Source organism: Pandoraea sp. 64-18 (genome assembly GCF_001899225.1).
Lineage (GTDB): Bacteria > Pseudomonadota > Gammaproteobacteria > Burkholderiales > Burkholderiaceae > Pandoraea > Pandoraea cepalis.
Window position 1 is genome coordinate 236,398 of record NZ_MKVU01000012.1, and the last position, 22,643, is coordinate 259,040.

At 64.0% G+C, this 22,643-nt stretch carries 20 protein-coding genes; 15 read left to right on the plus strand and 5 right to left on the minus strand.

Annotation, left to right across the window (positions count from 1 at the left end; genetic code table 11):
• Positions 1-79 precede the first annotated feature (79 nt).
• From BGP02_RS09585 to BGP02_RS09635, 11 genes are all read left to right on the plus strand, one after another.
• A complete protein-coding gene (locus tag BGP02_RS09585; RefSeq protein ID WP_017234034.1) occupies positions 80-280 on the plus strand; it encodes a hypothetical protein in 201 nt (66 codons plus the stop codon).
• A 166-nt stretch (positions 281-446) separates the two neighbouring features.
• Entirely contained in the window at positions 447-1,652 is a 1,206-nt protein-coding gene (locus tag BGP02_RS09590; RefSeq protein ID WP_157211469.1) for an MFS transporter, read from the plus strand.
• A 21-nt stretch (positions 1,653-1,673) separates the two neighbouring features.
• Complete coding sequence (locus tag BGP02_RS09595) at positions 1,674-2,660, plus strand: GlxA family transcriptional regulator (protein WP_017234036.1); 987 nt, start codon at positions 1,674-1,676, stop codon at positions 2,658-2,660.
• A 51-nt stretch (positions 2,661-2,711) separates the two neighbouring features.
• Entirely contained in the window at positions 2,712-3,134 is a 423-nt protein-coding gene (locus BGP02_RS09600) for a hypothetical protein (protein WP_261939378.1), read from the plus strand.
• Positions 3,135-3,433: 299 nt separating this feature from the next.
• Positions 3,434-4,795 (plus strand): DcaP family trimeric outer membrane transporter, encoded by a 1,362-nt coding sequence (locus BGP02_RS09605; protein ID WP_261939377.1) that lies wholly within the window; start codon positions 3,434-3,436, stop codon positions 4,793-4,795.
• 368 nt (positions 4,796-5,163) lie between these two features.
• A complete protein-coding gene (locus BGP02_RS09610; protein ID WP_150562123.1) occupies positions 5,164-6,006 on the plus strand; it encodes an ABC transporter ATP-binding protein in 843 nt (280 codons plus the stop codon).
• Between the two features lie 53 nt (positions 6,007-6,059).
• A complete protein-coding gene (locus BGP02_RS09615; protein WP_268567158.1) occupies positions 6,060-6,893 on the plus strand; it encodes an ABC transporter permease in 834 nt (277 codons plus the stop codon).
• Between the two features lie 124 nt (positions 6,894-7,017).
• Positions 7,018-8,028, plus strand: a complete 1,011-nt coding sequence (locus BGP02_RS09620) for an ABC transporter substrate-binding protein (protein ID WP_286798497.1) — start codon at positions 7,018-7,020, stop codon at positions 8,026-8,028.
• A 415-nt stretch (positions 8,029-8,443) separates the two neighbouring features.
• Entirely contained in the window at positions 8,444-9,121 is a 678-nt protein-coding gene (locus BGP02_RS09625; RefSeq protein ID WP_130024602.1) for a response regulator, read from the plus strand.
• Positions 9,118-10,494 carry a sensor histidine kinase gene (locus BGP02_RS09630; RefSeq protein ID WP_261939374.1) on the plus strand — a complete coding sequence of 459 codons (1,377 nt, stop codon included), beginning with the start codon at positions 9,118-9,120 and terminating at the stop codon, positions 10,492-10,494. Before BGP02_RS09625 ends, BGP02_RS09630 begins: the two co-directional genes overlap by 4 nt.
• 73 nt (positions 10,495-10,567) lie before the next feature.
• Entirely contained in the window at positions 10,568-11,587 is a 1,020-nt protein-coding gene (locus BGP02_RS09635) for an ABC transporter substrate-binding protein (protein WP_286798400.1), read from the plus strand.
• Positions 11,588-11,683: 96 nt separating this feature from the next.
• Here the strand turns inward: BGP02_RS09635 and BGP02_RS09640 are convergent, their stop codons facing one another.
• The gene (locus BGP02_RS09640) at positions 11,684-13,132 is read right to left on the minus strand and encodes an aminotransferase-like domain-containing protein (RefSeq protein ID WP_286798401.1); all 1,449 of its coding nucleotides are present in this window, start codon (positions 13,130-13,132) and stop codon (positions 11,684-11,686) included.
• Between the two features lie 188 nt (positions 13,133-13,320).
• Between BGP02_RS09640 and aptA the strand changes: the two genes are divergently transcribed.
• Both aptA and BGP02_RS09650 read left to right on the plus strand, forming a co-directional pair.
• Positions 13,321-14,649 carry an omega-aminotransferase AptA gene (gene aptA, locus BGP02_RS09645; RefSeq protein ID WP_017234038.1) on the plus strand — a complete coding sequence of 443 codons (1,329 nt, stop codon included), beginning with the start codon at positions 13,321-13,323 and terminating at the stop codon, positions 14,647-14,649.
• Positions 14,650-14,771: 122 nt separating this feature from the next.
• Positions 14,772-16,298, plus strand: coding sequence for a CoA-acylating methylmalonate-semialdehyde dehydrogenase (locus tag BGP02_RS09650; RefSeq protein WP_286798402.1), 1,527 nt, complete (start codon positions 14,772-14,774; stop codon positions 16,296-16,298).
• Between the two features lie 153 nt (positions 16,299-16,451).
• Here BGP02_RS09650 and pxpA read toward each other — a convergent pair whose 3' ends face one another.
• Genes pxpA through BGP02_RS09670 form a run of 4 tightly spaced genes read right to left on the minus strand, consistent with a single transcriptional unit; the run spans position 16,452 to position 19,482 of the window.
• On the minus strand, positions 16,452-17,198 hold the full coding sequence (gene pxpA / locus BGP02_RS09655) for a 5-oxoprolinase subunit PxpA (RefSeq protein ID WP_017234040.1): 747 nt from the start codon (positions 17,196-17,198) through the stop codon (positions 16,452-16,454).
• Between the two features lie 42 nt (positions 17,199-17,240).
• Positions 17,241-18,251: a 5-oxoprolinase subunit C family protein gene (locus tag BGP02_RS09660; RefSeq protein WP_017234041.1), complete on the minus strand. Its 1,011-nt coding sequence runs from the start codon at positions 18,249-18,251 to the stop codon at positions 17,241-17,243.
• Positions 18,248-18,901, minus strand: a complete 654-nt coding sequence (pxpB, locus tag BGP02_RS09665) for a 5-oxoprolinase subunit PxpB (protein WP_017234042.1) — start codon at positions 18,899-18,901, stop codon at positions 18,248-18,250. The genes BGP02_RS09660 and pxpB overlap by 4 nt, the downstream gene beginning before the upstream one ends.
• Positions 18,898-19,482 carry a 5-formyltetrahydrofolate cyclo-ligase gene (locus BGP02_RS09670; protein WP_261939369.1) on the minus strand — a complete coding sequence of 195 codons (585 nt, stop codon included), beginning with the start codon at positions 19,480-19,482 and terminating at the stop codon, positions 18,898-18,900. Before BGP02_RS09670 ends, pxpB begins: the two co-directional genes overlap by 4 nt.
• Before the next feature lie 111 nt (positions 19,483-19,593).
• Between BGP02_RS09670 and BGP02_RS09675 the strand changes: the two genes are divergently transcribed.
• Complete coding sequence (locus BGP02_RS09675) at positions 19,594-21,600, plus strand: lytic transglycosylase domain-containing protein (RefSeq protein ID WP_017234044.1); 2,007 nt, start codon at positions 19,594-19,596, stop codon at positions 21,598-21,600.
• Between the two features lie 51 nt (positions 21,601-21,651).
• Positions 21,652-22,602, plus strand: coding sequence for a complex I NDUFA9 subunit family protein (locus BGP02_RS09680; protein WP_017234045.1), 951 nt, complete (start codon positions 21,652-21,654; stop codon positions 22,600-22,602).
• The last annotated feature ends 41 nt before the right edge of the window (positions 22,603-22,643 follow it).

The following is a 22,643-nucleotide window of genomic DNA, read 5'->3' on the forward strand; positions in this document are numbered from 1 at the left end:
AAGCAAAAGCGTCGAACGTCGCTAAGCGCGCGCAGGCCCGCGAGGGCGGCGTCTGCGCGTCGAATCGTCAGGGTCGATCATGTCGTACGCATGGGACTCTGCGCAGGGGTTCATCGGCGTGTCGTCTTCCGAACGAAGCAGTGTGGTGCGGCTGCGCGCTGAGTTGGTGCGCACCGAGTTGGCGCGATTCGGTGGCATGACCACCAGGAAGGTCGCCGGCCAGGACGACTGCTTGGCGCCCGAGACGCCTGACGACGAGGTGGCATTTTTTGATGCATGATTGGCATTCGTGCCAAACCGGTCGACGGCAAGATGAGGGCTCCCGACGACTCTCCGACTTGTTCGACAACACGCTCATGACCGATGCCATTGCCGGGCGCGCCGCGCGCCCCACGGATTCCGAACCCAGCGGGCGCCCGAAGCGTTCCGGGCGCCCCGATCGTTCGATGGGCCGCCGCTATGCCGCGGTGCTGGCCGCGTGCCAGGCGTTATTCACGGCGGCGATGTCCGTCGACCTGACGTTGACGGGGCTTGTCGGTTACATGCTGGCGTCCGACAAAGGTTATGCGACGCTGCCGTTTTCGCTGATTACCGTGGCGTCCGCCATCACCACGATCTTTGCGTCGATGTTGATCCAGCGTATCGGTCAGCGTCTCGGCTTCGCGCTGGGCGCATTGTTCGGCACGGTCGGCGGGCTGGTGTCGGTCATGGCGATCTACGAGCGTCACTTTGCGATGTTCTGCGCGGGTACGGCGTGTGTGGGGGTGTTTCAGGCGTTCGCGCGCTATTACCGGCTGGCAGCGGCCGACGTCGTGCCGCTCGACGACAAGCCACGCGCGATTTCCATCGTGCTCACCGGCGGCGTGCTGGCGGCGGTGATCGGACCGGCGCTCGCGGCAGGCAGTAAAAACTGGCTCGCGCCGGTGACGTTCGCGGGATCGTATCTCGTCGTGGCGATTCTCTCGGCGATATCGTTGGTGTTGCTCGTCGGATTGCTGCGCGATTTACCGGTGCATGCGGCTGCCAGTGCCACCGGCGACGCGGATGCATTACCGGCCAGGCCGCTCGGCGAGATCATGCGTCAGCCGATTTATGTGGCGGCGCTGGCGAACAACCTGATCGGCTTCATGGTGATGATGTTCGTCATGACGGCGACGCCCATCGCGGCGGTGACGTGTGGGCACAGCATCGACGACGGCGCGCACATCATCGAGTGGCACTTGGTGGGGATGTATGCGCCGTCGTTCTTCTCGGGGCATCTCGTCAAGCGCTGGGGCGTGGTGCCGGTGTTGCTGGCGGGCATTGCGATGAGCGCCCTGTGCGGTGTCGTGGCGCTCGCGTCGACGAGCCTGCCGTACTTCTATGCGGCGTTGGCGTTGCTCGGCGTGGGATGGAACTTCATGTTCGTGGGCGGCACGACGTTGCTCACGATGTCGTATCGTCCGGCGGAGCGTGCGCGCGCGCAGGCCGCCAACGAATTCATCACCTTCGCCGGGACGGCGCTCGCGAGTCTGTTCGCGGGGCAACTGCTCGCTCGCTTCGGCTGGGCCACCATCAACCAGGCGACCTTCCCGTTGCTGGCGCTCGCGGCGCTGGCGACGGTGTGGTATGCCGTCGACGCGAAGCGCCGTGCGGTGCCCGCGACGGCCTGACGCTCCGACATTCTCGCGATCATGAACCCACCTCGTCTCGTTGCCTTTCTCATCGTGCCGCCGTTCGTGTTGCTGGATCTGGCCGGACCGCTCGACGCGTTTCACGCCGTCATTCGCAACTTCGCGGCGTTGGGGCAAGCGACACCGTATCGCACCGTGGTGGTGTCCGAGCATGGTGGGCCGGTGGAGACGGGCTCGGGTATCACGCTGCACACCGAGCCGATGCGCGCGCTCGAAACGATGTCCGTCGACACATTGATCGCGGTGGGCGGCGCGGTGGCGCATCGTCCGGCGGTGCCGGGTGAGGTGGGCGAGTGGTTGCGCGCCTACGCGCCGCGTGTGCGGCGTGTGTGTTCGGTGTGTGTGGGGGCGTTCATTCTGGGGGCGGCGGGGTTGTTGGATGGACGTCGCGCGACGACGCACTGGCTCGACACGGCGATGTTGCAGGCGTGTTATCCGAAGGCGCGGGTCGAGTCGGATCCGATTTATGTGCGTGAGGATCCGGTCTGGACCTCGGCGGGCATTACGGCGGGGATCGACCTGGGGTTGGCGTTGGTCGAGGACGATTTGGGGGCGGATATCGCGTTGCAGGCGGCGCGTCGGCTGGTGGTGTTCCTCAAGCGTGCTGGGGGGCAATCGCAGTTCAGCCCGCCATTGCAGGCGCAGGTCGCGGCGGGAGCGCCGTTTGGCGATTTGCATGCGTGGATGTCCGAACGGCTCGATGGCGATCTGTCGGTGGTGCGGCTGGCCGAGCAGGCGAACATGAGCGCGCGCACGTTTGCGCGGAGTTATCTCGCGCGGACGGGGTCGACGCCGGCCAAGGCGGTCGAGCGCATGCGCTTGGAGGCGGCCCGGTTTGCCTTGCTCGATTCGGATGCGCCGCTCAAGCGCATCGCCGCGCGCGTGGGCTTCGGCGACGAACAAAACCTGCGCCGCGCGTTTCAACGCCAGTACGGCGTGACGCCGGTGGCGTATCGGGAGCGGTTTGGGGTGATGGGCGTGGCGTAGGCGTGAGACGTTTGCGGCGGCCAGGGATGGTCGGCGTCAAATGACGCTGCAGTGGTGACGATCAGGCAAACGACATTTCGGAATCTGCCGATTTCGAACGGTTCGCGTTCCATCGATACTTCACGGATCGCACCTATCGTCACCACACCGAGACCTCACTGTGTCCGTCATCTTGATCTGGCCGATAGCAAGGTCTCGGTCCTTAATTTAAATGACGACTGCTTCTTCGTCAGCGAGCAGTTCGATCCGGCGGCCAACGAGCGATTTCGAATCGCCGATGGCACGTCATTGCCCAACGTTCATGGCGTGATGGCCATTGCCGTGGGTTTCAACGCGACGCGGATTCCCGTGGTGGTGGACTCGGGCGCGGGTGCCAGCACACTTCCGGCGGCCCTGCTCAACGCGCGCCTCCGGTTCGCCTTGCTCGAACGGACCGACGCGTCTCCTCCGAGGCAATTCCTGCAGGGGACTTAGACCGCAGACCCTACACCGCCCACTTCCCCGCCGCCCCGGGTAAACACCGTCAATTCAGTCCCGCCAGCGTCAGCCAGTTGACAGCTAGTCCTCCCTAAGATTCGTTCACTGCTCACGATGCTTCCTTGAGCGGGTTTGCATGAACAACAATCAGATGCAGGAGACAGCGGATGAAACGGTGGGCGAAGTTACCTAAGAGGCGAGAACGTCGTTCGAAATTGGACAAGTCGTTGTCGGCGAAAGTCCTGTGCTGCGCAATTGCAGGTCTCGGCGCGATGCCGGCAGCACATGCCGATGACATGAGCAAGCTTCAGGCGGAGATTCACGATCTGTCGGTACGGCTCGATCAGTTGAAAATGGCGCAGAGCCAGACAGCCAAGAATCCCGTCGCGGTGTCCGTGGCGCAAGCGCCGACCGAGAGTCTGCCGCCGACGAAGGCCGAGCAGATGAGCATTTCGGACCAGTACATCCGTCGCGGGGCCATGCCGGGGTCGTTCATCGTCCCGGGCACCGACACCTCGCTCAGTATTGGCGGCTTCATCAATTTTCAGGGCATTTACGATCCCACCGAAAATCTCGGGCCAAAGTTTGCGATAGGCAATCTGGATCCTGCCGGCAGCAACGCCCGAGCGCAATCGGCACGTACCTTCCATTTCCAGGACAAGGTTTCACGACTGGTCGTGGGGAGCAGCACGCCAAGCCCGTACGGCAACATCACCACCAATTTCGGACTCGACTTCTACGGCTTCGTCTCGGGTGGCGACAACAACCAGGCATTGCAGAACAATAGCTGGGGTGCCCGCGTGGTCACCGCTTACGGCACGATTGGCGGGTTCCTCGTCGGTATGGCGAATTCGAACTTCATCGACGACCCGGACGCGGTGGAGACATTCGACAACGCCGGACAGGCAGGCCTCCCGGCCGCGCGCACGCCGCAAGTCCGTTACACGCTGCCGCTCGGCAAAGGCAGTGCCGTGTCGTTCGCACTGGAAAACCCGCAGACCGGCTACCAGGATACGCGCGGCAACATCGAGGCCGTGACGAAATCGAACCCGTTCCCGGATCTGAGCGTGAAGTACGAGCGCGAAGCCGCCTGGGGCCACTTTCAGGTTTCAGGGATTGCCCGTGAGCTCGGCTTTACCGACCAGAATGGATCGCGCACGACAAAGCTTGCGGGCGCGATGCTGATGGGTGCGACATTCAATCTGCCCAAGGCGGGCGGCGGATATGGTCGTGACAATTTCGGCGGCCAGGTCTGGTACGGCGCATTGGGCCGATACATTCCGGACGATTTCGGTGCCAACACGGCTTCCGTGCTCGCGATCAACAACGGAACGGCCGCCAACCCCACAGGGGCCACGGATGTCCAGATTCAGCCCGAGCTTGGGGGAGGCCTGTTCTTCCAGCATTGGTGGACCGACAAGCTGCGTTCGAACATTGGATTCGGATACAACCACCAGCGATTGGCGTCGTTCCTGCCCGCCGATCCGCAGAACGCCGTCACTACCAAGACCGTTCACCTCAACCTGATTTATCGACCATTCCGCACCGTCGACGTGGGCATCGAGGTGATGTGGGGGCAAAAGACGTTCCAGAACTCGACGGGACTGTCTGCCGCGACGGCAAAACGTATCGAGGCCGGCGGCATCTGGCATTTCTGATCCGACGTTGGCGAGCGGATTGGCATGAAATATCGAAGCAAATGCGGCTTGCCGCTATCGCTTCCCGTACTTGCTACGCTTCGCGCTGTCCCGAAAGCCGCATGACGCAAGGGGATTTCTCTTTCGAGTGTTGTGTAGTCGAACGTATATAGGACTCCTATTTTTTGTGGAGGTGACCATTTACTCGGAAGTTTCAGTGAAGCTTTATTCACGAGCCCTTTCCTGCTTATCGGTAATGGGTCACTGACGGGGTAGCCCGATACGGGTTCGAAGAGAACTCGATGTGGGCAGTGTGTGATTTTTGCAATTCACTCATCGGCGTCCACCATGCGGTCGGATGTCGATGGGTACACGATATAAGGTTTGCGATGGTAGAGAATTCAGCAGGGCAAGGAGGTATTCAGTTCTCCGGGGTGACGAAGCGATTTCCCACGCGAGACGGCACGGAAAAGACGGTGTTGCGCGATGTCAGCCTCGTCATCGAGCCGGGCATGTTCTGCGCGGTGGTGGGGCCGACCGGATGCGGAAAGTCCACAACCTTGACGCTGGCGGCAGGGTTGTATCGACCCAGCGCCGGCGTTGTCAAGGTATCTGGCCAGGCCGTCGACGGAATTTCCGGCGGTGCCGGCTTCGTCTTCCAGAACGACGCACTCCTTCCCTGGAAGTCGATCCTGAAGAATGTGGCGCTCGGGCCGTCGTTTCGTGGCGTCCCGAAAGCGGCCGCGATGGACGAGGCGCGTGAGTGGCTGCGGATCGTCGGTCTGTCGGGCTTCGAAGACTACTTCCCGTATCAGCTGTCCGGGGGCATGCGCAAGCGCGTCAGCCTTGCCGCCGCACTCATCAACAAACCCTCCATGCTTCTCATGGATGAGCCGTTCTCTGCGCTTGATGTGCAAACGCGGGCCATCATGTCCAACGAATTGCTGACGCTGTGGGAGCGCACCCGACCTTCGGTCCTGTTCGTGACGCACGACCTTGAGGAGGCGATCGCCCTCGCCGATCGCGTCGTGGTGATGACCGCAGGGCCTGCCACCGTCAAGGCGGTGTTCGACATCGACCTGCCGAGGCCGCGCGGCGAAGTGCAGGAGATCCGCTTCCATCCGCGGTTTCTCGATCTTTATCAACAAATCTGGGATTCGCTGCGCGAGGAAGTCGAGCAAGCCTATTCCCGAACGACCTCCGCAGCGAAGGTCAGGGGGGCCTCGGCATGACCAGCTCGAACTCAAGTGCAAAGCTTAACGGCGCGTTGGCAGGAAGCGATTCGGTGACGGTGGCGGCCGCCGCGCGACGCAAGGCACAGCGCCGCAAGAACCTGGTTTGGTTGGGGCGCGCAACCCTGTTCGTACTGTTGGTCGGCGGCTGGCAGCTGTTTTCATCCTGGGGAGTCATCGACCCATTCTTCTTCGGATCGCCGAGCGGGATCGTCGCTCGACTCATTGAATGGGCGCGCAGCGGGACAGCTTACGGCTCTATTTGGCTGCAGATCTGGGTCACGATCGAAGAGTCGCTCCTCGGCTTTATTGCAGGCGTGACGTCCGGCATCCTGTTCGGCGTGCTGTTGGGCGAGATCCCGTATCTGGCAGACGTGGTCGGCCCATTCATCAAGATCGTCAACGCGCTGCCGCGGATCGTGTTGGGCTCGGTGCTCGTCATGTGGCTGGGGCTCGGCATGCCGTCGAAGGTGGTGCTGGCCGCCGTCCTCGTGTTCTTTGTCGTGTTCTTCAACGCGTTCCAGGGCGTGCGCAGCGTCGATCGCAACCTGATCGCCAACGTGCGCATTCTGGGCGGATCGCGCTTCGATGTCATCGCGAACGTCGTCTTCCCGTCCGCGATGACGTGGATTATCGCGAGCCTGCACGTCGCCTTGGGTTTCTCGATCATCGGGGCCATCGTCGGTGAATTTCTGGGCGCGCAGCAAGGCCTGGGCCTGGTGATCGCGACGGCCCAGAACACGTTCGACGCCAATGGTGTCTTCGGCGCGATGCTGATCATCGGTGTCGTCGCGCTCAGCGCGGAAGTGTTGATGGCCATGCTGGAAAAGCGACTGCTTTCCTGGCAGCCGCCAACGGGTGCCGATAGCAACATGCCGGGCGTTTGACCCCGCCCAACTTATGCAACACGAGTGGAAACCACCGACTAGGGATCGCCTCGCGCAATCCCGAATATCCAAGGAGATGAGAGTCATGAAACAGAAATCACACGCAGTAAAGGTTTTGGCGGGCGTGCTGTGCGCCGTGGGCCTGTTCAGCGGCCACGCCATGGCGGCCACGCTACCCAAAGTGAGCATGATGATCGGCGGGATCGACAAGCAGATCTATCTACCGTACCAACTCGCGCAGAATCTCGGCTTCTTCAAGAAGTACGGCGTTGACATGCAGTTGAGCACGGAAACGGCCGGCGGTGTTGGCGCGGAAGAGGCCGTGGTGTCCGGGCAGGTCGAGATGGCGGGGGCCTGGTACCTGCATACCATCGATTTCCAGCAGCATGGCAAGAACGTGATCGGCATCGTCCAGCTCAGCGGCGCGCCAGGCGAGCGAGAAATGTGTGCGACTGACGCTGGCGTCAAGACGCCGGCCGACTGGAAAGGCAAGGTGGTGGGCGTGACCGACGTCGGGTCGGGAACCGACGACCTGACGCTCTACCTTGCCGCCCGCTACCACCTGACGTCAAAAGACTTCACCCGCGTAGGCGTTGGTGCGGGGCCGACCCTGATCGGTGCGCTCAAGCACAACCGAATTGTCTGCGGAATGACGACTCAACCGACCGTCAACGCCGTCGAGAAAATGCGTCTCGGCTACTCCGCGATCGATCTTGCCACCGGCCCGGGCGTCAACAAGTGGCTGGGCGGCTACTGGCCGACGGCCAGCGTGCTTGCGCGAGGCGAGTGGGTACAGGCACACCCGGTTGAAACGCAGGCCGTTGTCAACGCGATGGTCGCCACCATGCACTGGATCCATACGCATAGCGCCGCGGAGATCGCAGATCATCTGCCAAAGGATTTCGTCAGCAATCAGCTGTCGAGCAAGGAGGAATACATCAAAGCGCTCGAGCAGGACAAGGGCCAGTTTCTGCCGGATGGCCTGATGCCGAAGGGCGGCCCCGAAACCGTCCTCGCCGTGGAAAAGCTGGCCGGCAAGATCGTTAAGCCGATCAATCTCGACGCGACGTACACAAATGACTTCGCGATCAAAGCCAATACGCTGCTGGCGAGCGAAGCCAAGGGAGGGAAATAACCGATTGCCTGAATCGGAAGGGGCACGTAATTTGCTGCCAAATGCCCCTTTCCGCAAAAAATGACGTCTGACAGGAGCTGTCTGCGCTTGCGCGGATACCTCCTGATCGGCGCAGCGTGAGCGACCGCGAGGAAACGGTGCGAGACGAACATTCGGCGCAAGTGCGGCACTCGGGTGAAACGCGCCCAAGCCGCGGCTTCGCCAAGACGACTTGAAGTCCGACGTCGCTTGGCCAGTCGAATATCCCTGAGCCGAGAAACCCGGGATCATCGATCACCGTCCTTTGCGAGATTCGTGATCTCTGCAGGCGACGTTTCGTCCCGCTACGTGCGACCCGCCGCTGTCCTGTCGCTTGTTTTGCGCAACCGGAGGCGGATTGCCGACACAGTTTCTGCGTGGACTGTTTAATAGCTCGATGAAACTACTACTTGTAGAAGACAACCTGGAATTTGCGCTCTGGCTCAGCAAGGCATTGCAGGCAGAGCGCTTTACTGTCGAGTGCGTGCATGACGGCTCGACAGCGATTCATCACATCGAGCAGTCGCAGTACGATTTGTTGTTGCTCGACCTTCGTCTGCCGGGCATGGATGGGCGCAGCGTGTTGCGCAACATCCGTCGACGGCGCAACGATATGCCGGTGCTGGTCGTGACGGCCAACGCATCGGTTGACGCCAAGGTCGACTGTCTGGATCACGGTGCGGATGACTATGTGGACAAGCCGTTCGAACTGAGGGAACTCGTTGCGCGCATCAAGGCGCTGATTCGGAGGCGGGGGCGTAGCAGCCAATCGATCGTGCAATGCGCCGATTTGCAGTTCGATCTGGATACCCACGAGTTCCGGGCAGCGGGCCTGCCGCTCGAGCTGACACTGCGCGAGCACGATGTGCTTGAAACGCTGATGCTGCGCCAGGGCAAGACGGTCACGAAGGCGCAGTTGATGGTCAAGGTATTCGATCTAGGCAGCGAGGCGAGCGAAAACGCCATCGAGACCTACGTGCACCGTCTGCGCCGCAAGCTTGCGGGCTCCCAGGCACGTATCCTCACCCTGCGCGGCTTGGGCTACTTGTTGCGCGATGCCGGCGCAACGACATGAACCAGTTGCGCGTTCGCCTGCTGCTGTGGGTCCTGGTGCCCATGACACTGGTATTGGCGTTGATGGCGGGGCTGTCGTTGGAGAATGCGCGCAGTACCGCGCGCCTGGTTCAGGACCGCCGGCTGCTGGCGTCCGCCGAGGTGATGGCCGGGCAGGTGCGCTGGCAGGACGAACGATTGAGCGCAGAAACACCGCCGGCAGCACTCCGAATGTTCGCTTCACGGGCGCAGGATCGCGTCTATTTCCAGGTGCGCGCAACCCCCGGCGAACTGCTCGCCGGCTGGCCGGATCTGCCCCAAGGCGCTGCGCCGGATAATGGCGCCCCTTCTTATAGCGATATTCAGTATCGCGGCAATGACCTGCGCATGGTGACGCTGATGCGCCGCGTGTACCGGAACGGACACACGACATCCGTGTCGGTGAGCGTAGCCGAGAGCCACAACGCCTTCCATCGTCTGATCGCCACGCTATGGCGGCCTGTCCTTATCCAGGAGTCGGTGCTGCTCGCGGTGGCGCTGGCGCTCATGATCGTCGGATTGACGCTCGAACTGAGGCCGCTTTTGTTGCTTCGCAGAGATTTGGAAGCGCGCGAAACGGACGATCTGACGCCGCTGGAAACAGTGCAGTTGCAAGGCGAGCTGCAACCCATCGTCGAGACGATCAACCAATACGCAACGCGTCTGACCGCACAGGTCAACATACAGAAAAGGTTTGTCGCAGACGCGGCGCACCAGCTGCGCACGCCGGTCGCGCTTGTCAGCACCCAACTCGACTACGCCACCCACCTTGCCGTCGATCCCGAGTTGAAGGAAACCCTTCGCGCCGTGCGTGCATGCACCCGGCGTCTCAAGGATCTCATCAACCAGTTGCTGAGCCTCTCTCACGCGGAAGCCGCTCGCGGCACCCATCTGCCGCGTCAGAACGTGAATCTGCTCGAATTGACGCAGCAGGTACTGGTTGACCTGTCGCTGCTGGCGGATGACAGGGGTATCGATCTCGGCTTGAGTTCGAGCAGTACAGACGTTTGCGTGAAGTCTTATCCAGCGCTGGTCCACGCGCTACTTTTCAATCTGGTGGATAACGCGGTGCGCTATACGCCGCGCGGAGGCAATGTGACCGTCCATGCAGGGCTTGCGGGTGCGGACGCCATTCTGCAGGTCGACGACACGGGGCCGGGCATATCGGACGCACTCAAGCCGCACGTCTTCGAGCGCTTCAGCCGCGGTAACGTTTCCGACAACAATGGGTTCGGGCTCGGCCTCGCCATTGTCAACGAGGCGGCAAAGGCTTGCGGCGGTGTCGTCGAGTTGTCGAGCCGGCCGGGCGGCGTCGGACTCAGTGCCGTTGTCCGATTGCCGGCAAACGTAACGTAGCGCGCCTCAGGATATAGACGGCATGCCTCGCAGCAATGCCGCCTGACTTTATACAGCGTACACGGGAACAAGCATGAGCACTTTGAGGCGTATTGCCGTCACGACGGTCATGATGGCCGGATTCTGTTCGCTCGCGAGCGTCGTCCACGCCGCCGAGAAGATCACGATCATGGTCGGCGGCGAGGACAAGATCATCTATTTGCCGGTGTTGTTGGCGACGCGACTTGGCTACTTCGCAAAGCAGGGGCTGGATGTCGCCGTCGTCACGGAGCCGGCCGGGGTCAATGCCGAGAACGAGATGATTGCCGGCTCGGTGCAGGGCGTGGCGGGTTTCTACGACCACACCATCGATCTGCAAAGCAAGGGGACCGAAGTCGAATCCGTGGTGCAGTTCTCAAGCGTGCCTGGCGAGGTAGAGCTGGTTTCAACCACCCAGCAGGAAACGATTGGCTCGCTGATCGACTTTCAGGGAAAGTCGCTAGGCGTGACCGGGCTCGGTTCGTCGACCGATTTCCTGACCCAATATCTGGCAAGCAAAGTGGGTCTTGATAGAGATGATTATCGTCTGGTGCCGGTCGATGCCGGCAAGACTTTCATTTCTGCCATGCGACAACATCTGATCGTCGCCGGTATGACGACCGATCCCACCGCGGTTGAACTGCTATCGACGGGCGAGGCCAAGGTGCTGGTGGATCTGCGCACCGAAGCGGGCACGCGTGATGCCCTCGGCGACATCTATCCTGCGGCATGTATTTACATGCCCACGGCTTGGGTCGATGCACATCGGGACGAGACGGGGCGGCTGGTCAAAGCGATTGTCGGCGCACTGCGATACCTGCATGCTCACAGTGCCGAGCAAATCGTCGATCTGTTGCCGCGTAATTACTACAACGGCAAAAGGACACTGTATGTCGCTGCCATGAAGTCATTTTTGCCTATGTTCACGAGCGACGGGCGTATGCCTGCGGGCGGACCGCAAGCTGTGCTGAAGGTGCTGTCCGCGATTATGCCAGCGGTGAAAGCGGCCGACATCGACTTGTCGAAGACGTACACTGCCGCCTTCGTCGAGAGCGCTGCCAAGTCTGCCAAGTAACGGCGAAGCTGACGTTGCTGGCGAACCTTGGTCGGTTGGATGTCGACGGCATGTCGGCGGTCTCGCCAAGCAGATCGCATCGGCCGACACATGGCGTCAAGCCGCCAACTTCCCCGTCGCTACCCGATCGAGAAAGCGGAACAGGCGTGCGTCGTCCGAATAGGCGACGTTGAAGCGGAACCAGCGGCAGGGCTCGTTGTGCGCCAGGAAGAACTCGCCCGGTGCCAACATGATGCTCTCAGACAGCGCCGCTTCGGCCAGTTCGCGCGCCGGTTGTGCCGTCTCCGGCAAGCTGCCGCACACAAACATCCCGCCTTCCGGCTGCGCCAGCAGTGTCACCCCGTGCGACTGCAACTGCGTGATGAGACGCGCGCGCGAACGCGTCAGCCGGTCCGACAGTCTTTCGATATGCTTTCGGTGACGTCCCTCGGTGAGAATCGCATGCACGATGCGCTCGTTGATCTCCGAGGACGTGAGGCCCGCGACCATCTTGCTGCGCGCGATCTCATGCGCGAGATCGCGCGAACACGCCAGATAGCCCACGCGCACGGACGGCGAAATTGTCTTCGAAAAGCTCGACACGTAGATCACGCGCGACAGACCATCCATCGCCGCCAGTGACGGTGTGCCCGCCGGCGCCAGTTCCCGATAGATGTCGTCTTCGACGATCCAGAAACCATGCTGCTCGGCACACTGCAAGATGCGATGCGCCGCCGCCGGGGTGAGCGAGGTGCCCAACGGATTCTGCAACGCCGGATTCACGAACAGCGCGCGCGGACGGTGCGTCTGCGCCGCCTGCTCCAACGCGGCGAGATCCAGACCGGCCTCCGTGCGTGGAATGCCCACGACGTTGAGGCCCGCCAGACGCAACACCGCCAGCAGATTGCAGTACGCCGGTGCCTCGACCAATACCGTATCGCCCGGCTTGAGCAGCGTGCGCACCACCAGATCGAGCGCCTGCGTCGCGCCATGCGTGAGCACGATGTGCTCGGGCGGCACGTCGATGGACAACTCGCCGAGGCGCCGCGCCAGCCACTGACGCAACGGCCCATACCCCCGCGGATGTCCGTAGTGCGCGAAATGCGCGCCCGGCCCCTTCGAGAGCGAACGCAGCGCGCCATGCAGCCCGTCTTCGTCGAGCCAGCTGTCAGGCAACCATCCGCAGCCGCTCTTCACCGCGATCGCGTCGTCCGCGAAGATCTCGGAAAGCAGCCACGCATTGGTGACTTCGCTGGCCGTGGTGCTCACCGCCAGCGCCCCGCCGGGGCTGGTCAGCCCCGTGTCTCGCGCGTCGGCCGCCCCCGCGACGAAGAAGCCCGCGCCGCGCCGGGCCACGAGCGTGCCGCGCGCGACGAGCCGGTCATACGCCTCGACCACCGTGAACGTGCTGATGCCGTGCGCCTTGGCCAGTGACCGGATCGACGGCATGCGCATGCCGCCGTGCAGCGTCTGACGCTGTAACGCTCGCTCGACCTCCCGCACGATCTGATCGACGAGTGCTTCCGGTTGGGCGCGGTTCAGGGAAAAGGCAAGCGGTTGGACCATGGTATCGGGGCATCGGCTGTTGCCAATACAGTTTAGGCGATTGACCAATACAGAATATACATTTTGCGAGTGACTGTACATGTCTGTATCGGTTCGTCTCTCGTAGGATCGATCCCATCCACCCGTGGCGCGCCGTCGTGCCGAGCGCGGGACATTCTGATCGAGCCAAGCTCTGGGGAGACCCCGCGATGAACATGAAAGACCTGAATCTCGACATGACGGCGTTCTGGATGCCGTTCACCAACAACCGTCAGTTCAAAAGCTCGCCGCGCCTGTTGGTGAAGGCCGAGGGCATGTATTACACGTCGTCGGACAATCGCAAGATTCTCGACGGCACCGCCGGTCTGTGGTGTGTGAACGCCGGCCACTGTCGCACCGAGATTGTCGAGGCGATCCGCCAGCAGGCCGGTGAGATGGACTTTGCACCGACGTTCCAGATGGGACACCCGAAGGCGTTCGAGGCCGCGAGCAAGATCGCCGCGATCACGCCGCAGGGGCTCGATCGCATTTTCTTCACGAACTCGGGCTCGGAGTCGGTCGACACCGCCCTGAAGATCGCCCTGGCCTACCATCGTGCGCGCGGCGAAGGCCAGCGCACACGGCTCATCGGTCGCGAGCGCGGTTATCACGGTGTGGGCTTCGGCGGGATTTCGGTCGGCGGCATCTCGCCGAACCGCAAGGCCTATTCGGGGCAACTGCTGCCGGCGGTCGACCATCTGCCGCACACGCTCAACATCAAGGAGGCGGCCTTCACGAAGGGGCAGCCGGCCTGGGGCGCCCATCTGGCCGACGAACTCGAACGTTTGGTGACGCTGCACGACGCGTCGACCATCGCCGCCGTGATCGTCGAGCCGCTCGCCGGTTCGACCGGGGTGCTGGTGCCGCCTCACGGCTATCTGCAAAAGCTGCGCGAGATCTGCGACAAGCACGGCATTCTGCTGATTTTCGACGAAGTCATCACCGGACTTGGCCGCCTGGGCAAGCCGTTCGCCGCTCAGTATTTCGGCGTGACGCCGGACATCATGACGATGGCCAAGGGCGTGAACAATGCCGCCGTTCCGATGGGCGCCGTCGCGGTGAAGACGGGCGTGCACGACACCATCGTCGACGCCGGTAACTCGGGCGCGATCGAGTTCTTCCACGGCTATACCTACTCGGGTCATCCGCTGGCCGCGGCCGCGGCGTGCGCCGCGCTCGATCTGTACAAGAGTGAAGGCCTGTTCGAACGCGCCGCAACGCTTGCGCCGCATTTCGAGAAGGTCATTCACGGTCTGCGCGATCTGCCGAACGTCATCGACATCCGGAACCTCGGCATGGTCGGCGGCATCGAGCTGTCCAACCGCGACGGCAAGCCGGGCGCACGCGCGCATGAAATCTTCGTCAAGTGCTTCGAGAAGGGAGCACTGGTGCGTTACACGGGCGACATCCTGGCGTTCTCGCCGCCGCTCATCATCAGCGAAGCGCAGATCGACGAGTTGTTCGGCATCGTGTCGGAAGCCATTCGCGAGACGGCGTAAGCGACATCCACAGCAAGGCTGGGCGGCCGCCGCGCGACGCCCCGCCATCCTTCAGACAGTCAGGGCGAACGCCCGCCTCGGGCGGACGCTCGCCCACCGACAGCGATTTCACGGACATCGACATGAATCAACGAGTGAGCACCGAACGTATCGAGCATTGGATTGGCGGCGCAAGCGTCGCGTCTGGAGATGCCGATCGCCGCTTCGGCGAAGTGACGAACCCGGCCACCGGCGAAGTTATCCGCCAGGTAGCCCTGGGCGGCGCGACGGATGTCGCGGGCGCCGTGACGGCCGCACGCGCCGCCTTGCCCGGCTGGCGTGCCACGCCGCCGATGAAGCGCGCCCGCGTGATGATGAAGTACCGCGAGCTGCTCGAAACGCATCGCGAAGCACTTGTGCAACTGATCACGCAGGAACATGGCAAGACGCTCGACGACGCCCGCGGCGAAGTCACGCGCGGTATCGAAGTGGTCGAGTTCGCCATGGGCATTCCGCAGTTGCTCAAGGGCGAGATCGCGCCACAGGTGGGCACGGGCGTGGACACGTATTCGATTCACCAGCCGGTCGGCGTCTGCGCAGGCATCACGCCGTTCAACTTCCCCGCGATGGTGCCGTTGTGGATGTTCCCGATGGCCGTGGCCTGCGGCAACACCTTCGTGCTCAAGCCGTCGGAGAAGGTGCCCTCGGCGGCGCTGTTGCTCGCGCGCCTGGCCAAGGACGCCGGGCTGCCCGACGGTGTTCTCAACGTCGTGAACGGCGACAAGGCGGCGGTCGATGCGCTGCTCACGCATCCGGACGTGAACGCCGTGTCGTTCGTCGGCTCGACGCCGATCGCGCAATACATCTACAGCACGGCGTCGGCGCACGGCAAGCGCGTGCAGGCGCTCGGCGGCGCGAAGAACCATGGCGTGGTGATGCCGGACGCCGACCTCGATTTCACCGTCGATGCGCTGATCGGCGCCGCGTACGGTTCGGCGGGGGAGCGTTGCATGGCCATCTCGGTGGCCGTGGCCGTCGGCGACGTGGCGGATGCGTTGGTGGCACGTCTGGCGCAAGCCGCGACGTCGCTGCCGGTCGGCGACGGTGCCGACCCCGTCGCGCAGATGGGGCCGCTGATTACCCGCGCGCATTGCGACAAGGTGCGCGGCTATGTCGATGCCGGTGTCGGCGAAGGTGCGAAGCTCGTGGTGGACGGCCGTGGCCTCAAGGTCGCGCAGCGCGACGACGGCTTCTTCATCGGCCCGTGCCTGTTCGACAACGTGACGCCGGAGATGTCGATTTATCGCCACGAGATTTTCGGGCCAGTGCTGGCCGTGGTGCGTGTGAAGACGCTGGAAGAAGCGATCGCGCTCATCAACCGTAATCCGTACGCCAACGGCACGGCGGTGTTCACGACGTCGGGCGGTGCCGCGCGGCGCTTCGAAGACGAGATCGAAGTCGGCATGGTCGGCGTGAACGTGCCAATTCCGGTGCCGGTGTCGTACTTCTCGTTCGGCGGATGGCGCAATTCACTGTTCGGCGACCAGCACATCTACGGACCCGAGTCGGTGCGCTTCTACACGCGCTCGAAGGTGGTCACGCGTCGCTGGTCGGAGGGACGCCCGGCGAATGCCGCGTCGTCGCTCGTCATGCCGACGCTCGGCCAATAACGGCGATCAAGCGGCGATCAGCAAAATCGACGCAATTGGCGCTAACGCTGTGCCGCGCAGGTGCCGATGCTTGCCGGCATCGACATGAAAACGCCGTCCGGGGGATCTGAACTACCCTCGGACGGCGTTTTTTGACTTGGGATGGCGGCGAAGTCAGATCAGATGAACTGGCGCGACGTCGATGCCCTCGTCGAGCAGGAAGCCGCGAATGCGCCGTGCGAAATCGAGTGCGTGTTCGCCGTCACCGTGCAGACAGACGGTTTGCGCCCGAATCGGCACGAGCGTGCCGTCGATGGCGCGCACGCGTTGCTCGCGCACCATCATCAGCGTTTGGGCGAGCGCATCTTCCTCGCGCTCGATCAACGCGCCAGGCGTGCCACGTTTGACCAGCGAGCCGTCCGGGTTATAGCCCCGGTCGGCGAAGACTTCATCGACGGCCTGCATGCCGGCAGCCCGCGCCGCCTTCACCAACTCGCCGCCCGCCAGCCCGAAAATCGCCAGGTCGGTGTCGAACGCGCGAATGGCTTCGACGATCGTCTCGGCCAGTGCCGGGTCACGCGCCGCCTGATTGTAGAGCGCGCCGTGCGGCTTGACGTGCGAGAGCCAGCCGCCTTGGGCGCGCACGATCGCGGCGAGGGCGCCGATCTGATACAGCATGCCCGCGCGGATGTCGTCGAGCGGAAGCTGCATTTCCGTGCGGCCGAAATTTTCGCGGTCGGGAAAGCTCGGGTGCGCGCCGATGGCCACGCCGCACGCCAGCGCCCAGCGCACCACCTGCTGCATCGTGCCCGCGTCGCCCGCGTGCCAGCCACACGCCACATTGGCCGAGCTGACCTGGGCGAGGAGTGCTTCGTCGTAGTTGCAACCTTCTCCGAGGTCGACGTTAAGATCGATTTTCATCCGGGATTCTCCTGCGGGGGACGACGATGGGCGGGCGTGGCGTCAGGCCTTGCGCGAGATGGCCGGCCGCCGCGATGTCGTCAGAATGCCGTGATCGTGCCACGCGAGCGCGCGCTCGATCTGGGCCAGATAGCGCCGCTGTTCGTGCAGCGCTTCGCGCGCCTCGGCGCCGCTGCATTCCGAAAAATACAATGTGCTGCCGAGCCGCGCCTGTCCGAGCCGCCACAGATCGGCGCTGATCACGACGCCGATCTTCGGGTAGCCGCCGGTGGTCTGGGCGTCGGCCATCAGAATGATCGGCTGCCCCGACGGCGGCACCTGAATCACCCCCGGCACCACACCGTGCGAGAGCAGATCGTGGCTGCGATTCTTCTTGCGCGCGAGCGGCTCCGGGCCCGACAGCCGGTAGCCCATGCGGTTGCTGTTGGGCGTGACGTGCCAGGGATTCTCCCAGAAGCCCTTGTGCGAGGCGGCCATGAAGTCGTCGTATTCCGGACCGGGCAGCACCCGCACGCGGTGCGCCAGCGGATCGGACAACCACACCGGCGGACGTACCCCCAACGGCGCGGCCTTGCGCGCGGCGGCGCTGGGTTGCCCGATGGCGATGCGGTCGCCGTCGCGCAGGGCACGGCCCTCGAAGCCGCCGAAGCCGGCCGCCAGATCGGTGCTGCGCGAGCCGAGTGTCTCGGGGACATCGACGCCGCCCGCCACGGCCAGATAAGTGCGCATGCCGAAGCGTGCCGGGCGCAACGTCAATGTCTGACCGCGCGCGACGGGGAAGCGCCACCATGACCACACGGGGACGCCGTCGAGATCGGCATGGCAATCGGCACCGGCCAGCGCCACGAGGGTCGCGCTCGCAAAGCGCAGCACGCACGCCCCCATCGTGATTTCCAGCGTGGCGGCGTTGGGGTCGTTGCCCGCAAGACGGTTGGCGACGGCGCACGCCAGCGCATCGACGGCGCCGCCGCTGGCAATGCCGAATTCACGCAGACGGGCGCGGCCCAGATCCTGGACCGTGGTGAGCAGGCCGGCACGCAGGATATCGATCACAGGTCGAGACTCGCGATGGTGAAGCGCACACGGTCGCCCGGCGCCAGCAAGGCGGGCGGTGTCGCGGTGGGGTCGAACAGCGCGCTGGACGTGTGGCCGATGATTTGCCAGCCGCCGGGGGAGGCGAGCGGATAGATGCCGGTCTGGTTGCCGCCAATGCCGACCGACCCCGCCGGTACCGACAGGCGAGGCTCGGCGCGGCGTGGCGTGGCAATCGACTCATCGAGCCCGCCCAGATAGGCGAAGCCCGGCTGGAAACCCAGGAAGTAGACGATGTATTCCGGTGCGGTATGACGTTGCACGACCGTCTTCGGTTGCAGACGTGCGTGCTTCGCCACGTCGGCAAGGTCTGGGCCGTGCTTGCCGCCGTAGTGCACGGGGATCTCGATGTCGCGTCCGACTTCCCCGGCGACGGGCTGCGTCTGCCAGGCGTCACGCAGGCGCTCGCTCAGCACGTCGATATCTGTGGCCAACGGGTCGAACACCAGCGTGAGGTTGTTCATGCCGGGCACGACGTCGCGCACGTGAGGCCAATCCTTCGCGAGGGCCGCCGCGTGCCAGACGCGGCGTTGGGACGCGAGCGTGGGCGAGGTGCCCGCTTCGCACACGAGCGCGCTGTCGCCGAGCGGCAGGATCTTGAGCGTTGTCATGGCGAGGGGGGGCTGGATTCGCGAGCGGGGGTGTCGGCGCGCGCGAAGGTGGTCGATTCGGTCACGATGACGTCGAGCGCCAGATCGTGGGCTTCGGCCGTGAGACCGTCGATTTCGAGTGCGTCGTAAGCGATGCCGAGCGTTTGCGGCGCCGGGGACATCGAATGCAGGGTGCGGTCGTAGAAACCCCCGCCGTAACCGAGTCGCAGGCCGTCGCGCGTAAAGCCCACGCAGGGAATCAACAGCAGGTCGGGCACGAGCACGTCGGCCTCGAGCGGGACGGGAATGCGGTAGCGGCCTTCCGTCATGCGGGTATCGGGGGTCCAGCGGTGAAAGACGAGCGGCGCGGCCGGGGCGGTCACGACCGGCAGTGCGGCCAGGCGCAACCCCTTGGGCGACGCCTGCGTGAGCCATGCCGAGATGACTTCGCGGGCGTCGAATTCGCCCTGAATCGGCCAGTAGAAGCCGACACAGCGCGGCGCGCGACGCGTCAGCTCGTCGGCCAGCCGGGCGGCGAGTGCGGCGTCGCGTGCGGCGCGTCCGGCGAGCGTGGTGCGCGTGTCGAGCAAGGCCTTGCGCAAACGTGCCTTTCCGGCGACCGATTCGGTCCCATTTCCGGACGTTTGGGCCGCCGGTTGGGCGGGGTCCCGTGCTATGCTTGGATTCACTTTTTACCCGACGCTCCCCCGAAGATGTCAGATCGTTTGACCCGAGTATATCGCGCCGTTGCGCTGGCCCTGACCGCTGCCACGCTCGTTGCCTGCAGCACGACCCAGGCAACCGGTCGCGCCAAGGCGCATTCGGCGGCAAGCCGTTCAACGGCATCTGCCGACCTGCTCTCGCAGCGCTCGCCCGACGACATCTTCGTGCAACTGCGCGAAGCGGCTCGCGCCAACGACGCGCCGCGCGCCACGGCGCTCGCAGCCATGCTCTCCGGCTACGACGTGCCGTCTTACGTCCAGTACTTCCAGATCAAGCCGCGCATGTTCGACCGCTCGGGCAAGGCGCTCATCGATGCGCCGGACGATGATATCCGCGCCTTCTTGCGCACGTATGACGGTCAGGCGATCGCCGACCGTCTGCGCAACGACTGGTTGCTGGTGCTGGGCAAGCGTCACGACTGGCAGACGTTCGATGCCGAATATCCGAAGTTCGTGCTCGACGATGACACGCAGGTCAAATGCTACGCGCTGATGTCGCGTGCCGCGCGTGGCGAAAATGTCACGCAGGCCGCTACCGACCTGCTGACCACGCCGAAATACTACGGCGAGGGTTGCGTCGACATGATCAATACGCTGGCCGCAAGCGGCCAGTTGCCGCGCAAGGAGGTCTGGCACCAGATTCGCCTGGCTTACGAGGAAAACTACACCTCGCTCGGCAAGCAGATCGCCGATGCGCTGGGCGCCACGCGCCCGGACGACAGCCTGCTCGACATGGCCGCCACGCGTCCGGCGCAGATTCTCGCGCGTGGGGTGGACGGCTCGGAAGCGTCGCGCCAGCTCACGCTGCTCGCCGTCGTGCGCATGGCCCGCAGCGACGCCATGCTGGCGGCGAGCAGTTTCTCCAGCGTCGCGGGCAGTCTGTCGCCGGACGAGCGCGCCATCGGCTGGGGCAGCATCGGCATGCGCGGGGCGTTGTCGCAGAATCCGATGGCGATCACCTGGTACCGTCAGGCCGGAAACGCCAAGCTCTCGGTGACGGCGCAGGAGTGGAAGATTCGTGCGGCGCTGCGCGCGGGCGACTGGAATCTCGTGCGCACCGGCATTGAAGCGATGCCGGCGGCGTTGCGCGACGACGGTGTCTGGACTTACTGGTACGGCCGTGCGCTGCGCGAAGCCGGGAAGGGCGATGCCGCGCGCGCGCAATTCCAGAAGATCGCCATGCAGCCCAACTTCTACGGACAACTGGCGAACGAGGAACTGGGCAACAAGACGTCGCTGCCACCGCGCACGACCGTCACCCAGGCCGAGGTCGATGCGAACCAGGCGAACGCCGGATTCCGGCGCGCCGCGAAGTTCTACGATCTCGGTTTGCGTTTCGAAGGCAATCGCGAGTGGAATTGGGAACTGCGCAACATGACCGACCGCCAGTTGCTCGCCGCCGCACAGTACGCCAACCAGATCGAACTGTTCGACCGCACGGTCAACACGGCCGATCGCACGAAGGTCGAGCACGACTTCACGTTGCGCTACCTGATGCCGTTCCGCGACAAGGTGGAGCCGCTGGCCGCGGCCGTCGATCTTGACGAAGCGTGGGCCTACGGTCTGATCCGGCAGGAGTCGCGCTTCATCATCAATGCCCGCTCGTCGGTCGGGGCAGGCGGTCTGATGCAGATCATGCCGGCCACCGCGAAGATGGTCGCGCGGCAGATCGGCATGGACTACCAGCCGGGCATGATGCACGACATCGACACGAATATCCGTCTGGGCACGAGCTATCTGGCGGATATCTACAACAAGTTCGACGGCTCGGCGGTGCTGGCGTCGGCCGGTTACAACGCCGGCCCGGGACGTCCGCGCACGTGGCGCTCCACGCTGGATCGTCCGGTCGAGGGGGCCATCTTCGCCGAGACGATCCCGTTCAACGAGACGCGCACCTATGTCGAGAACGTGTTGTCGAACACCACGTACTACTCGGCCCTGATCACGGGTCGTCCGCAATCGCTCAAGGAGCGGCTCGGCATCATTCTGCCCCAGTGACCCGGCAGCGGTCGGAGCCGCGAACCCACCGTCATGTCGCGGAGGTGACGCATGCGCCATAACGTTTGTGTCGTGGGTGGCACCGGCTTCGTCGGCAGCCATCTGGTGGCCCGGCTGGTGTCGATGGGATACGCCGTGCGCCTGCCAACGCGGCGCGTCGACGCCGCCAAGGCGCTCGGCGTGCTGCCGGGTGTGGAACTCGTCGAATGCGACGTGCACGATCCGCGCGCGCTGGAGCGCGTGATCGCGGGCAGCGACGCGGTCATCAATCTCGTGGGCATTCTGCACAGCGACCGTGGCACGCCCTATGGCCGCGCGTTCGCGCGCGCGCACGTCGAGCTGCCGCGCAAGATCGCACAAGCGTGCAGCGACCGGGGCATCGCGCGGCTCATCCACATGAGCGCCCTGGGCGCCGATTCGAATGGCCCGAGCATGTACCAGCGCTCGAAGGGCGACGGCGAAGTCGCAATTCGAGCGACGGGCATTCCCGTCACGATCTTTCGTCCGTCGGTGGTATTCGGTCCGGGCGACCACTTTCTGAATACCTTCGCGGCGCTGCAGCGGCGTTTGCCCGTTGTGCCGCTCGCGTGCGCCACGGCGCGCTTTCAGCCCATTTACGTGATGGATGTGGCGCAGGCCTTCGCGAGTGCGATCGACAACGACGCGACGCTTGGCAAGACGTACGAACTGGGCGGACCGGAGGTCTACACGCTTGAAGCGCTCGTTCGCTTTGCGGGCGCCGCGTGCGGCTGCGAGCGGCCGATCCTGCGATTGCCCGAGGGCGCCGCGCGCCTGCAGGCCGCCTTTTTCGAGCGGCTACCGGGCGAGCCGATCATCACGCGCGACAACCTCGATTCGATGCGTGTCGATAACGTCATGAGCGGCCCGCTGGCGCCCGAACTCGGGCTTGTGCCGAATGGGCTCGAGATTGCCGTCGATTATCTCGACGGCGATAGCGAGGAGCGTCGTCTGTCTGACTACCGGCGTTACGCGGGGCGCTGACACCTCACTCTTTTCAATCCGGCGCGTCACTCCCCGATGCG